At 68.3% G+C, this 12,785-nt stretch carries 13 protein-coding genes; 6 read left to right on the top strand and 7 right to left on the bottom strand.

Annotated elements, in window-relative coordinates; genetic code table 11:
- The first annotated feature begins 106 nt into the window (after positions 1 to 106).
- Positions 107 to 928 carry an alpha/beta hydrolase gene (locus tag AC0IX4_RS15845; protein ID WP_471829819.1) on the top strand — a complete coding sequence of 274 codons (822 nt, stop codon included), beginning with the start codon at positions 107 to 109 and terminating at the stop codon, positions 926 to 928.
- Here the strand turns inward: AC0IX4_RS15845 and AC0IX4_RS15840 are convergent.
- The 3 genes from AC0IX4_RS15840 to AC0IX4_RS15830 are packed head-to-tail and all read right to left on the bottom strand — an operon-like array spanning position 915 to position 4,236.
- Entirely contained in the window at positions 915 to 1,718 is an 804-nt protein-coding gene (locus tag AC0IX4_RS15840; RefSeq protein WP_056069688.1) for a carbon-nitrogen hydrolase family protein, read from the bottom strand. The genes AC0IX4_RS15845 and AC0IX4_RS15840 overlap by 14 nt on opposite strands.
- The gene (glyA, locus tag AC0IX4_RS15835) at positions 1,715 to 3,019 is read right to left on the bottom strand and encodes a serine hydroxymethyltransferase (protein ID WP_056069691.1); all 1,305 of its coding nucleotides are present in this window, start codon (positions 3,017 to 3,019) and stop codon (positions 1,715 to 1,717) included. Before glyA ends, AC0IX4_RS15840 begins: the two co-directional genes overlap by 4 nt.
- Before the next feature lie 23 nt (positions 3,020 to 3,042).
- On the bottom strand, positions 3,043 to 4,236 hold the full coding sequence (locus AC0IX4_RS15830; RefSeq protein WP_471829816.1) for a DUF885 domain-containing protein: 1,194 nt from the start codon (positions 4,234 to 4,236) through the stop codon (positions 3,043 to 3,045).
- A 78-nt stretch (positions 4,237 to 4,314) separates the two neighbouring features.
- Between AC0IX4_RS15830 and coaA the strand changes: the two genes are divergently transcribed.
- Entirely contained in the window at positions 4,315 to 5,247 is a 933-nt protein-coding gene (coaA, locus tag AC0IX4_RS15825; protein WP_471829814.1) for a type I pantothenate kinase, read from the top strand.
- 7 nt (positions 5,248 to 5,254) lie between these two features.
- Here coaA and AC0IX4_RS15820 read toward each other — a convergent pair whose 3' ends face one another.
- On the bottom strand, positions 5,255 to 6,022 hold the full coding sequence (locus AC0IX4_RS15820; protein WP_042573608.1) for an isoprenyl transferase: 768 nt from the start codon (positions 6,020 to 6,022) through the stop codon (positions 5,255 to 5,257).
- Between the two features lie 148 nt (positions 6,023 to 6,170).
- Here AC0IX4_RS15820 and AC0IX4_RS15815 point away from each other — a divergent pair, with 148 nt between their 5' ends.
- From AC0IX4_RS15815 to trhA, 3 genes are read left to right on the top strand one after another with little or no spacing between them, the layout of a single operon-like run.
- Positions 6,171 to 6,611 carry an SRPBCC family protein gene (locus AC0IX4_RS15815; protein WP_471829813.1) on the top strand — a complete coding sequence of 147 codons (441 nt, stop codon included), beginning with the start codon at positions 6,171 to 6,173 and terminating at the stop codon, positions 6,609 to 6,611.
- Positions 6,608 to 8,209: a phytoene desaturase family protein gene (locus AC0IX4_RS15810; protein ID WP_471829811.1), complete on the top strand. Its 1,602-nt coding sequence runs from the start codon at positions 6,608 to 6,610 to the stop codon at positions 8,207 to 8,209. Before AC0IX4_RS15815 ends, AC0IX4_RS15810 begins: the two co-directional genes overlap by 4 nt.
- A gap of 23 nt (positions 8,210 to 8,232) precedes the next feature.
- Entirely contained in the window at positions 8,233 to 8,901 is a 669-nt protein-coding gene (gene trhA, locus AC0IX4_RS15805) for a PAQR family membrane homeostasis protein TrhA (RefSeq protein ID WP_042573611.1), read from the top strand.
- Here the strand turns inward: trhA and AC0IX4_RS15800 are convergent.
- The 3 genes from AC0IX4_RS15800 to mca are packed head-to-tail and all read right to left on the bottom strand — an operon-like array spanning position 8,888 to position 12,042.
- On the bottom strand, positions 8,888 to 10,903 hold the full coding sequence (locus AC0IX4_RS15800) for a thioredoxin domain-containing protein (RefSeq protein ID WP_471829809.1): 2,016 nt from the start codon (positions 10,901 to 10,903) through the stop codon (positions 8,888 to 8,890). The genes trhA and AC0IX4_RS15800 overlap by 14 nt on opposite strands.
- Before the next feature lie 32 nt (positions 10,904 to 10,935).
- On the bottom strand, positions 10,936 to 11,175 hold the full coding sequence (locus AC0IX4_RS15795; RefSeq protein ID WP_471829807.1) for a hypothetical protein: 240 nt from the start codon (positions 11,173 to 11,175) through the stop codon (positions 10,936 to 10,938).
- Entirely contained in the window at positions 11,176 to 12,042 is an 867-nt protein-coding gene (gene mca, locus AC0IX4_RS15790) for a mycothiol conjugate amidase Mca (protein WP_231568609.1), read from the bottom strand.
- A 127-nt stretch (positions 12,043 to 12,169) separates the two neighbouring features.
- On the opposite strand from mca, the gene AC0IX4_RS15785 reads away from it, so the two are divergent.
- On the top strand, positions 12,170 to 12,601 hold the full coding sequence (locus AC0IX4_RS15785) for a DUF4307 domain-containing protein (RefSeq protein WP_042573614.1): 432 nt from the start codon (positions 12,170 to 12,172) through the stop codon (positions 12,599 to 12,601).
- The last annotated feature ends 184 nt before the right edge of the window (positions 12,602 to 12,785 follow it).

The raw sequence follows: 12,785 nt of genomic DNA, 5'->3' as shown, positions 1-12,785 counted from the left end.
CCGCACTGCTGACGCTAGACCGAAAGACGCTCCGCGGCCTGCCGACACGAGTGGGCGTGTCGGTGAACAGCCTGTTACATGCGCGCCACAGTGTTAACTTCGGCCGATGCAGAATGCGCAGGAAATGCAGCAGCTCAGGGGAACCCACGGCACCGTCGCCTACCGTTCCTGGCCGTCCACCACTCCGGGATTCATCGCCCTCGTCGCTCACGGATACGGAGAGCACTCGGGCCGGTACGGCCACCTGGCGTCGACACTGACCGCTGCCGGCGGTGCGGTGTACGCGCCCGACCACCACGGTCACGGCCGATCCGACGGCGAACCGGCCGAGGTGTCCGACGTCGACGGCATCGTCGCCGACCTGCACACCATCGCGGACACCGCCCGCACCGACCACCCGGGGCTGCCCGTCGTCCTGATCGGCCACTCGATGGGCGGTCTGATCGCCACTCGCTTCGCACAGACGTACCCCGGCGAACTGGCCGCCCTCGTCCTGTCGGGCCCGCTGGTCGGCGAGAACCCCGCGTTCGCGATGCTCCTGTCGATGGACGAGATCCCCGAGATTCCGATCGACCCGTCGGTGCTGTCCCGCGATCCGGCCGTGGGTGAGGCCTACGGGAGCGACCCGCTGGTCTACCACGGTCCGTTCGCGCGCACCACGCTCGAGACCTTCACCGCCGCCGTCGAGAAGGTGTCGGCGTCGGGCACCCTCGGGGATCAGCCGACTCTGTGGTTGCACGGCGGCGACGATCAGCTGGTGCCGCTCGACCCCACCACCGAGGCGATGCGCACGCTCCGCGGACCGAACTTCGGCGAGAAGGTGTATCCCGGTGCGCGGCACGAGATCCTGAACGAGACGAACCGGGACGAGGTCGAGTCGGACATCGTCGAGTTCCTGGCGACGGCCGTACCGGTCACTCAGGACTGACGACGCGGGCGATGCCCGCATAGAGGTCGGGGCGCCGGTCGACGAGGTAGGGATTGTTCCGGTGCGCCGCCTCCACCACGTCGGTGTCGACGACCCCGAGCACCAGTCCGGTCCCGTCCTCGAGCCGGTCGATCACCTCGGCGTCGGGACCGACGATGCTGCTGCGTCCCACGTAGGTGGTCCCACGTTCGGTGCCCACATGGTTGATGTACGCGACGAACATCTGGTTCTCCCAGGCGCGCGTGCGGATCACCACGTCGGCGACGAACGTGAACGGGACCATCTGAGCGGTCGGCACCAGGAGCGCATGCGCCCCGAGAAGTGCTGCGGCGCGGACGTTCTCGGGAAACTCGATGTCGTAACAAATCATAAGGCCCAGTCGTACTCCGCGGAAGTCCACCACGGTCACCGCGTCGTCACCCTCGGTGTAGTAGGCACGGTCCAGGTCGCCGTAGAGATGCGACTTGCGGTGCTGCGCGACGACGGTGCCGTCGGCATCGATCAGAGCGACGGTGTTGTAGACGGCCTCCCCCACCTGTTCGGGGAGCCCGACGAGCAGCGCGATGCCGCGGCGGCGTGCCACTGCGGCCGCCTCGGACACGAGATCCTGCGGCGACAGCTGGTGCAACTGCTCACCGATGTCGTATCCGGTGAGGAACATCTCGGGCGTGATCAGCAGGTCGGCACCGCGTCTGAGCGCGTCACCGGCAGCCTCGTCGAGCTCGGCGAGGTTGGCGGCGACGTCCCCGGGCGTACCGACCGTCTGCAGACCCGCGACGGTCAGTCTCACCCCAGCAGTCCCCATCCTTCGAGACCCTCGTACAGCGGGAAGTTCTGGGCCAGGGTCGACACGCGTGACCGCAGGGCGTCGGTTGCCTCGCCCGTCGCGAGCGCGGTCGCGATGATGTCGGCGACCTCGGTGAACTCGGTCTCGCCGAAGCCGCGGGTCGCGAGGGCGGCGGTACCGATACGCAGGCCCGACGTCACCATGGGCGGGCGAGGATCGAACGGCACGGCGTTGCGGTTGACCGTGATGCCGACCTCGTGGAGGAGGTCCTCGGCCTGCTGGCCGTCGAGCTGGGAGTTGCGCAGATCGACGAGCGCGAGGTGCACGTCGGTACCGCCGGTCAGCACGGAGACACCCTTGTCGGCGACGTCTGCGCCGGTGAGGCGCTCGGCGAGCAGCGAGGCACCGAGCAGTGTGCGCTCCTGTCGCTCACGGAACTCGGGAGTACCGGCGATCTTGAACGCCACGGCCTTCGCTGCGATGGCGTGCATCAACGGCCCGCCCTGCTGGCCGGGGAACACGGCGGAGTTGAGCTTCTTCGCCCACTCCTTCTTCGCCAGGATGATGCCGGAGCGGGGTCCGCCGAGAGTCTTGTGGACGGTCGAGGACACGACGTCCGCGTACGGCACGGGCGACGGGTGCACGCCGGCGGCGACCAGTCCGGCGAAGTGCGCCATGTCGACCCACAGCAGCGCACCGACCTCGTCGGCGATGGACCGGAACGCGGCGAAGTCCTGGTGGCGGGGGTACGCGGACCACCCGGCGATGAGCACCTGAGGACGGGCATGGAGTGCCTGCTTGCGCACCTCGTCCATGTCGATGCGATGGTCTTCCTTGCTGACGCCGTAGGACTCGACCTCGTACAGCTTGCCCGAGAAATTGAGCTTCATCCCGTGCGTGAGGTGCCCGCCGTGCGCCAGGTCCAGGCCCATGATCTTGTCGCCCGGGTTGATCAGAGCCATCAGGACCGCGGCGTTGGCCTGCGCACCGGCGTGCGGCTGCACGTTGGCGAACTCCGCACCGAACAGTTCCTTCGCACGGGTGCGCGCCAGGTCCTCCACGACGTCGACGTGCTCGCAGCCGCCGTAGTAGCGGCGGCCGGGGTATCCCTCGGCGTACTTGTTGGTGAGCACACTGCCCTGGGCCTGGAGCACCGCGCGGGGCACGAAGTTCTCCGACGCGATCATCTCGAGGGTGTCGCGCTGGCGACCCAGCTCTCCCGCCATGGCCGCAGCGACCTCGGGGTCCACCTCGGCCAGCGAGGCGGTGTCGATGTTGGTGGCGGAGACAGGCGCAGCAGTCATGGCCACGAGTCTAATGCTCGTGGTCAGCGCAGTCGTGACGGGATGAGCGGTTCGTCCAGCAGACGCTGGAACCGGTCACTGCGCGCATCGTCGGAGTCCGCCTGATGCAGCCATCCGTGCAGGAGCCGATAGCCCTCGACGTAGGTGCTCGTGTACGCGCGCCACAGCGGCGAGGACAGGAACCGCAGCATCTGCCGCGCGCGCGCCGGGGTCGCCAGGGACCACTGCGACAGGAACGCCGCGACGTCGTCCTGGCTGCGGTGACCGTCGTGCAACATCAGGGCGGCGTCCTGCCGCACCCCCAGGAGCTTTGCCGACGCCGTCTGCAACGCTTCCGCGCGCTCGCCGTCGAAACGCAGCCCGAGGTCCGCGTAGATCTCCTGCGCCCACACGCCCCAGCCCGGTCCGACGACGGATTCTAGGGCCAGGTCCGCCAGCCCCTCGGCCATGAGGCACTGAGGGGTGTTGACGACGAACAGAGTCTGCTCGGCCTGACCGGCGCCCCGCACCAGACCGGCCTCCTTGCGGCAGTGCTCGGTGTGGTGGCCCGGGTAGGACTCGTGCGCGATCAGGTGCGGAAGATGCGCCATGTGCTGCTTGAGGTCCGAGTTGATCGCGACCGTCGAGCGGTAGTCACCGAGGTAGTAGTTGAAGCCGGACCACGGCTTGTCGCCCACCACCTCGTAGGTCACCTGTTCGGTATCGGGGAGGGGGTAGCGGGCGCGGACCTTGTCCCGCAGGGCACTGGAGAACGCGTCGACGCAGTCGGCGAGTCGTTCGGGCGGGATCTCGTCGGTGGCGCGGTGCGCGCGCACGCGGTCCGCCAGGGGGCCGGCGCCCGCGAGCACCTGATCCATGAGCCGGTGCGCCTCGCGGTAGTCGTCCGGATCGCCCGGCTCGATGGACACGTCGAAGTAGGCCGCGACCTCGTCGACGAAGCCGATCTCGTCGCCGGCCAGCCTGCGCGCCGACGTCTCGAGCGCGCGCAGGTGCACGTCCAGGAACGCCGAGCGCTCGGTGTCCAGACCGGACGACGGAAGCTCCGTGCGCAGGTTCCCCGCCCGCCGGGCCAGCTCGCGGGGGTCCGGAGGCGGTGCATTCTCCACCTGTCGTCGCAGCTCGGGGTCGCCCGTGTAGGCGTCGACGAACCCCTCTTCGAGACGATCGAAGGACAAGCCCAGCAGCAGGTAGTCGTGGACCAACGTGTCGGCGTGCATGACCCACGACTCTAGCCACGTCCGCCCCGGGTGGCGGTTCGTCGGAGCCACCCAGCACAATTCAGGCATGGAGGCAGCGTGTCCCGAGTGAACGAGTCGAGTCCGTACGTCGAATTCGACCGTCGACAGTGGCGCACTCTCCGCAACGCGACGCCGTTGGTGCTCACCGAGGACGAGCTCCGCGGCCTCCGCGGCCTGGGTGAGCAGATCGACCTCGACGAGGTCGCCGAGGTGTACCTCCCCCTCGCCCGACTCATCCATCTCCAGGTGGCCGCGCGGCAGCGTCTGTTCGCCGCCACCGCGACATTCCTCGGGGAGAAGACCCCCGACCGGCAGGTGCCGTTCGTCATCGGGATCGCCGGCAGCGTGGCCGTCGGGAAGTCGACGACGGCGCGTGTGCTGCAGGCCCTGCTCGCCCGGTGGGAACATCACCCACGCGTCGACCTCGTGACGACCGACGGCTTCCTCTACCCCTCGGCCGAGCTGGTGCGCCGGAACATCATGCATCGCAAGGGTTTTCCCGAGAGCTACGACCGACGCAAACTTCTCCGCTTCGTCACCGAGGTCAAGTCCGGATCCGAATCCGTACGCGCGCCGGTGTACTCCCACGTCTCCTACGACATCGTGCCGGGCAAGTACACCGAGGTGAACCAACCCGACATCCTGATCATCGAAGGCCTCAACGTCCTGCAGACCGGTCCGCGACTCATGGTCTCGGACCTGTTCGACTTCTCCATCTACGTCGACGCCCGCATCGAGGACATCGAGAAGTGGTACGTGGACCGGTTCCTCGCGCTGCGGTCGACATCGTTCGCCGATCCCGCGTCACACTTCCACCACTACTCGGGGCTGTCCGACGAGCACGCCCGCATCGCCGCGGCGGATATCTGGCAGTCGATCAACCGCCCGAACCTGGTGGAGAACATCCTCCCGAGCCGGCCGCGCGCGACGCTGGTGCTGCGCAAGGACGCCGACCACACCATCAACCGGCTACGACTGCGCAAGCTGTAGCTCTCGCTCAGGTACCGAATCTCCGGTGTCGCGCTGCGAAGTCACGGAGCGCGCGCAGGAAGTCGACGCGGCGGAACTCGGGCCAGTAGGCCTCGGTGAACCAGATCTCCGAGTAGGCGCTCTGCCACAGCAGGAACCCGGACAACCGCTGCTCACCCGACGTGCGGATGACGAGGTCGGGGTCCGGCTGACCGGACGTATAGAGGTGGGCGTCGATCGCGTCCACGGTGACGGCACGGACCAGGTCGTTCCCGGCCGTACCCTCGGCCAGCCGATCCTTGAGCAGCGACTGCACGGCGTCGGCGATCTCCTGGCGACCGCCGTATCCGACCGCGACGTTGACATGCGTCCCCGACCGTCCCGCGGTACCGGCAGCAGCCTGTTCCAGACGCCGAGCCGACTCGGCGGGAAGCAGATCCATCGTCCCGACGATCTTGACGCTCCAGTTCTTGCCCGGACCGCTGATCTCCTCCACGACGTCGGTGATGATCTCGAGCAGCGACTCGAGCTCGTCGTGTTCGCGGCGGAGGTTCTCGGTGGACAGCAGGTAGATCGTCGCCATCTCGACCTCCGCCATGTCGCACCACGTGAGCAGTTCGGCGATCTTGAGGGCGCCCATGCGGTGGCCGTGACTGACGTCGGTGAAACCGTTCTCACGGGCCCAGCGGCGGTTCCCGTCGCACATGACCGCGACGTGTCGTGGACGCTGGGCGCCGTCGAGCTCCCGCAACAAACGCCTCTCGTACAGCGTGTACAGCAGACCTCGAGCCTTCACTCAGCTCCCCACATCGACATTGTTTCTCGGCAGGCAATCACCCTACGCCGCACGGCGTGACCTACTCGTCACACGCCATGCCGATGTTCTCCGCCCGGACGGGGTACAGACAATGGCAATACGCACCACCGAGAGGAAAGGACGCACCATGACCGTTGTCCGAGACACCACGGCCGGAGCTGCGGACGTGTGGAACGTCCTGTCCGACGGCTGGAGCTACGCCACCTGGGTCGTGGGTGCGTCGCGCATTCGCGCGGTCGATCCTCACTTTCCCGCCCCCGGATCCGAGATCCACCATTCCGTCGGCCTGTGGCCCGCCGTCCTGAACGACGTGACCCGTGTCCTGGCGATGACGGAGGGACGCGAGCTGGTCCTCGAAGCGCGCGGGATGCCCGCAGGGAAGGCGACGATCGTCCTGCGCGTCACGCCGCGGGGTACCGGCAGCCGCATCGAGATGATCGAGCATGCGCGGACCCTGCCCTTCTCGCTGGTTCCCGAGACCGTCCAGCACGCCATGGTCTATCCCCGCAACCGTGAAGCCACGCGACGTCTGGCTCTCCTCGCCGAGCGTGCCGCGGTGCCCCAGTGACCACGACGACCGTCGACGCCGTCGTGATCGGCGCGGGCCACAACGGCCTCGTCGCCGCGTCCGCCCTCGCCGACGCCGGGTGGGACGTGGTGGTTCTCGAGTCCGCACCCGAACCCGGTGGCGCAGTTCGCAGCGCGGAACTGACGCCCGGATACGTCAGCGACCTGTTCAGCGCCTTCTACCCTCTCGGCATCTCGTCCCCGGCGTTCACGGCGCTGGAACTGGACCGGCATGGCCTGCGCTGGACCCACTCTCCCGTCGTCTACGGCCATGCCCGCTCGCCGCTGGACGAGGACGCGCCGGTGGTGCACCACGATCCCGCGGATACCGCGGCGATGCTCGCGGAGCACGACCCGCGCGACGGCGATGCGTGGATGTACGTCGTCGATCAGTGGAACCGGATCCGTGATCCATTGTTGCAGTCGCTCTTCGGCAGCTCGTTCCCGCCGGTGAAGGGCGCCGCGACATTGTTCCGACGTCTCGGGACGGCGGAGACGATCCGCTTCCTGCGGTTCGCCGTGCTCCCTGCGCGGGTGATGGCGCACGAGTTGTTCCGGAGCGAGGCCGCGCGCTGTCTGCTGCTCGGCAATGCCATGCATGCGGACGTGCCGACCGACGCGCCCGCCAGCGGCGTGATGGGCTATCTGTTGATGATGCTGGCCCAGGACGTCGGCTTCCCCGTTCCGGTCGGCGGCGCATCGGAGCTCACCGCCTCGCTCGTACGCCGCGCCGAGAGTGCCGGCGCCCGCGTGGTGTGCGGCACGAAGGTCACGTCCATCGACGTGTCGGGCGGTGTCGCACGAGGCGTCCGCACAGCCGGAGGCGACACCTACATCGCCCGGCGCGCCGTGGTCGCCGACGTCTCGGCGCCGGCCCTGTACGGATCGCTTCTGCCGCGGGACGCCGTGCCCGCCCGGGTCCACAGCGATCTGGAGAAGTTCGAGTGGGACACCCCGGTGGTCAAGGTCAACTACGCGCTCGACGCGCCGATCCCGTGGCGGTCGAAGAGCTTGACGGACGCCGGCACGGTGCACCTCGGTGCCGACGACGACGGCCTCGTGCGGTGGAACGCCGATCTGGTGACCGGCACCATTCCCGAGCGCCCCTTCATGCTGTTCGGCCAGATGACGACGGCCGACCCGACGCGGTCTCCGGCAGGTACGGAGAGTGCCTGGGCGTACACGCACCTGCCGCGAGGTGTCACCGACGACGAGTCCGCGGACCTCCTCGCCGAGCGTGTCGACACCGTCCTCGAGGAGCATGCACCCGGATTCGCCTCGTCGATCGTCGGCAAGCACGTCCAGCGTCCGAGTGACCTGACAGCGGACGACGCCAATCTGTTCGGCGGAGCGGTGAACGGCGGCACGTCGCAGCTGCAGCAGCAGTTGATCTTCCGGCCGACCCCGGGGCTCGGCCGCGCGGAGACGCCGGTGGGCAGGCTGTACCTCGGCAGCGCGTCGGCTCACCCCGGCGGAGGCGTGCACGGCGCACCCGGGCTGACGGCGGCACGGGCAGCGCTGGCCGGCGACGGTCCGACGGGGTGGCTGCGCCGCAAGGCGATCAGCGCGCTGATGGATCTCACACTCGGCGACCGATGACCTAGTTACGGTACCGTAGGTTCGTGACTGTATTCGGACTCGGCGAACTACCGGTCAAGCCGCGCATGCGCGGGTGGATCCACCTCTACGCCTTCTACGTGTCCGTGGTCTGCGGCATCGTCCTGGTCGCGTCGGCGTACTCCCTGGTGTCCGCGAAAGCGGGTCTCGCCGTCACCGTCTACGCCGTCGCGACGTGCGGGCTCTTCGGGGTCAGCGCCACGTATCACCGCGTGCACTGGAACACCGTGCAGAGTCGGACGTGGATGAAACGGGCGGATCACTCGATGATCTTCCTGTTCATCGCCGGCAGTTACACACCCTTCGCCGTGCTCGGCATTCCGAGCGGCACGGTGATCCTCGTGGTCGTCTGGATCGGCGCACTTGCCGGCGTGACACTGAAGATGTTGTGGCCCACGGCTCCTCGTTGGCTGGGCGTGCCCCTCTACCTCATCCTGGGATGGGCAGTCGTGCCCGTCGCCGGCGAGTTGATGCGCACCGTCGGCGTCGCGCCCATGGTGCTTCTCGTCGCCGGCGGTGTCTTCTACAGCGTCGGCGCGATCCTCTACGCGACCAAGTGGCCGAACCCGTGGCCGACCACGTTCGGCCATCACGAGTTCTTCCACGCCGCGACGGTCATCGCCGCCCTGTGCCACTACATCGCAGTGTGGCTGGTGCTCTTCAGCCAGTCGTGAGCAGGTCGGTCAACTCGTCGGCCGTCGTGACCGGCCGATCGCACACGTAACCCCGGCACACGTACGCCGCGGAACGCCCGTCGACCAGAGGACGGTCGGCCAACAACGGCGTCGAGTCCGGTGCACCGGACACCACGATCGTTCCGCCTGCTGCCACACGTCGGGCGAGTCGGACCAGCTCGTCGTCGGCGTGCTCCGACGCGACGGCCACCTGCACCGGCCCGGCCACCGCGGCTTCCGCCACCACCAACCAGTGGCCCGCCGAGCGTGGGGCGCGATCGAGGAGGATCGAGGCGCGCGCCAATGATCGCGCAGCGATGTCCGCGTACCGCGTCGCCTCAACTCCTGCCACCGCCCCCAGAGTCAGGGCCGCCTCGGTGACCAGGGAGGCACCCGACGGCGTCGCGTTGTCCAGCGGATCCCTCGGCCGAGTCACCAGAGTCTCCGCATCGTCCGCGGTGTCGAACCACCCTCCGGGCTGCTCCGGGTCGGCGAAATGATCGAGGGCCACCTCGAGGATTCCCGCGGCGGCCGTGGCCCACCTGAGTTCCCCGGTCGCCTGGTGCAAGGCCGCAAGCGCGACAGCCAGCGCGCCGTGGTCCTCGAGGATGCCGGCAGCGTCGCCGACCACTCCACCCAGCGACGCTCGACGCAGCCGTCCGTCGATCAGGTGCGCGTCGAGAAGGCGGTCGGCGCAGCGCGCAGCGGCATCGACCCACGAGGTCTCCCCCAGCGCCGCACCACCTTCCGCCAGGGCGGTGACGGCGAACGCGTTCCAGGCGGTCACCACCTTGTCGTCACGCCCTGGTTGTGGACGGCCGGCGCGTGCGGCGGCGAGCCGGGATCGCACGCTCTCGAACCGTGCCTGATCGGTCGGCTCCGCCCGCAGCTGCAGGACAGAGGTACCGCCTTCGAACGTTCCGGCGGCGGTCACCCCGAACAACTCGGCCGCCCACTCGCCGTCCTCGGCGCCCAGAACGTCCACCAGCTGACCCGGAGTCCAGGCGTACGTCAGGCCTTCCTCGCCCTCGGTGTCCGCGTCCAGGGCCGCGGCGAAACACCCGTCCTCGGTACCCAGGTCCTCCATCAGGAACCGCGCGGTGTCCGTCGCGACGCGGCGCGCCACGGCGTCGCCGCGGCGAGCGAGGTGCGCGTAGAAGCGCAGCAGAAGTGCGTTGTCGTACAACATCTTCTCGAAGTGCGGGACGATCCAGTCCGCATCCACCGAGTACCGCGCGAATCCACCCGCGAGCTGGTCGTACATGCCGCCGCGCGCCATCGCATCCGCTGTCCGCGCCACCGCCGCACGAGCAGCGTCGGAGCCGGTGCGCTCGACGTGCCGCAGCAAGCCTTCGACCAGGGAAGACGGCGGGAACTTGGGTGCGCCGCCGAAGCCGCCCCGCGCCGTGTCCTCGCTCTGCAGAACGGCCGCCACCGCGTCGTCCAGAAGCGCGGCGTCCACTGCGCGGTCACCTTCCGGAATGCCGGCGGCTCCGCGTCGGAGCTCCGCCACCACGGACGCCGACGCCTGCTCCACCTCGTCGCGGCGGGTGGACCAGGTGTTCGCGATGGCCTCGAGCAACTGCGTGAACGACGGCATGCCCTGGCGCGGCGACGGCGGGAAGTACGTTCCGCAGTAGAACGGTTCACCGTCCGGGGTGAGGAACGCCGTCATCGGCCACCCACCCTGACCCGTCATCGCGACCGTGGCGTTCATGTAGACCGCGTCGATGTCGGGCCGCTCCTCGCGGTCGACCTTGATGCAGACGAAGTCCCGATTCATCAGTTCGGCCACCGCGTCGCTCTCGAACGACTCGTGCGCCATGACATGGCACCAGTGGCAGGCCGAGTAGCCGACGGAGAGCAGAATCGGCACGTCGCGCTCGCGTGCCCACGCCGCGGCGTCGTCACCCCACTGCTGCCAGTGCACGGGGTTGTCCGCGTGCTGCCTCAGGTACGGGCTCGTCGACTCCGACAGGGTGTTGCGTTCACGGGGATCCACAGTCCCAGTGTCCCCCGTTCCCCGGTACGCAATCACGCGTCGGGGCGGATACCTCCGCGGTCGGTGCCCTCGTCGACCGCTTGATCCGGCGTCGGATCCGTGGGTTCGAAGGATGCGGGAAGCTTCTTGAAGTGCCCGTTCATCGAACGGACCAGCAGCGCGGTGCCGATCAGGAGCAGCACGACGATGACCAGGCCGAGCGGCGACGCCTTGCCGAACTCGGGGCCCGTGCTGTTCTGTGCCAGCAGGAGCGCGGTGTTCACCGAGATCATCTACTCACCGATTCCGGCGAAGAGGTCGGTCTCGGGAAGCGACGTCCGCACCCTCGTCCTGGCCAGCTCGTATTCCTCGGTGGGCCACAGCTTCTTCTGCACGTCGACCGGGACGGCGAAGAAGCGGCCGTTGGGATCGATCTGCGTGCGGTGCGCACGGAGCGCGTCGTCACGTGCCTGGAAGAACTCTGCGCACTCGACCTGCGTCGTCACCCGCTCCATGATCTCGCCGCGGTCCTTCGGCCACTGCGCGAGCCACTCGGAGTACGGGCCTTCCTTGCCGGCGGCGATCATCTCGTCGTCGAACAACTGCATGCGCTGGCGGATGAAACCGTGCGAGTAGTAGAGCTTGGACACCTCCCACGCCTCGCCGGTGCCGGGGAACTGCTCGGGATCGCCGGCTGCCTCGTATGCCGCGACCGACACCTCGTGGCAGCGGATGTGATCGGGGTGCGGGTAGCCACCCTTCTCGTCGTACGTCGTCATCACGTGGGGGCGGAAGTCGCGGATCACCTTCACCAGCGCCTCGGTGGACTCTTCGAGGGGAACCAGGGCGAAGCAGCCCTCGGGAAGCGGTGGGAGCGGATCGCCCTCCGGCAGACCCGAGTCGACGAAGCCGAGCCACGTCTGCTGCACTCCGAGAATGGCGGCCGCCGCGGCCATCTCTTCCTTGCGGACGTCCGACATGCGCTCCCGGATTCCGGGGATGTCCATGGCCGGGTTGAGGATGTCGCCGCGTTCACCGCCGGTGAGGGTCACCACCAGCACCTCGTGACCCTCGGAGGCGTACCGGGCCATCGTCGCGGCGCCCTTGGAGGATTCGTCGTCGGGATGGGCGTGCACTGCCATCAGTCGCAGTCCGCTCACGTGTGCCTCACTTCTCGAAACTCGCTCAGTACTCGGACACGTCGATTCCCGTGCCAGGACTCCATGATCCCACTTCACCGAGTGCCCCGGCGAAGCGGGACCGCGTCCGCGGGTAAGTTCGATGCCGATGTCCACCACAGCGCAGAACCTCCCCGAGGGTCGGTATCCCACCAGTCGCGGGATCGCCCCGTCCCGGATTCTCGCCGTGGTGCTCGGACTGATGGTCGTCGCACTCGGCGTCGGCGTCGCGTATCTCGGGTACACCAAGTTCACGACACCGGACGTCGACGGCACGCTCGTCTCGTTCGACATCGTCGGGCCGGACCGTGTCGACGTCCGCCTGAACGTCACCCGCGACGATCCGTCGGAGCCCGCCGTGTGCATCGTGCGCTCCCGCTCACGGGACGGATCCGAGACGGGCCGCCGCGAAGTGGTCATTCCTGCCTCCGACAACGGCACCGAGGACGTGCGGAGCTTCATCGTCACCTCGGCCGATCCGGGGCTCGCCGACCTGTACGGATGCAGTCTGAACGTGCCGGCACATCTCATGTCCCGGTGACCGGCACGTGCAAGGCAGGGAACCAGGAAGTCGTTCCGTGGTAAAATCTTTTCGTACACGGCTCACCCAGTGGGGCCGTGTATTGCTGCATTGAGGTATCGCTGCTGTCGACGGGCGAGACGCGGACACTCGAGCCAAGGGCTGTTCGCATCGACCGCATCTCATGTCGACGAGTTGCCCTACT

This window comes from Rhodococcus sp. AC861, assembly GCF_979256035.1.
This window is presented reverse-complemented; position numbering and strand designations above follow the sequence as displayed.

What these genes read in the sequence shown, in the direction of transcription:
- AC0IX4_RS15795 (WP_471829807.1), bottom strand. Translation starts at nt 11,175, where the DNA reads ATGATCTCGGTGAACACCGCGCTCCTGCTGGCACAGAACAGCACGGGC.
- AC0IX4_RS15845 (WP_471829819.1), top strand. Translation starts at nt 107, where the DNA reads ATGCAGAATGCGCAGGAAATGCAGCAGCTCAGGGGAACCCACGGCACC.
- AC0IX4_RS15830 (WP_471829816.1), bottom strand. Translation starts at nt 4,236, where the DNA reads ATGCACGCCGACACGTTGGTCCACGACTACCTGCTGCTGGGCTTGTCC.
- AC0IX4_RS15785 (WP_042573614.1), top strand. Translation starts at nt 12,170, where the DNA reads ATGTCCACCACAGCGCAGAACCTCCCCGAGGGTCGGTATCCCACCAGT.
- AC0IX4_RS15815 (WP_471829813.1), top strand. Translation starts at nt 6,171, where the DNA reads ATGACCGTTGTCCGAGACACCACGGCCGGAGCTGCGGACGTGTGGAAC.
- glyA (WP_056069691.1), bottom strand. Translation starts at nt 3,019, where the DNA reads ATGACTGCTGCGCCTGTCTCCGCCACCAACATCGACACCGCCTCGCTG.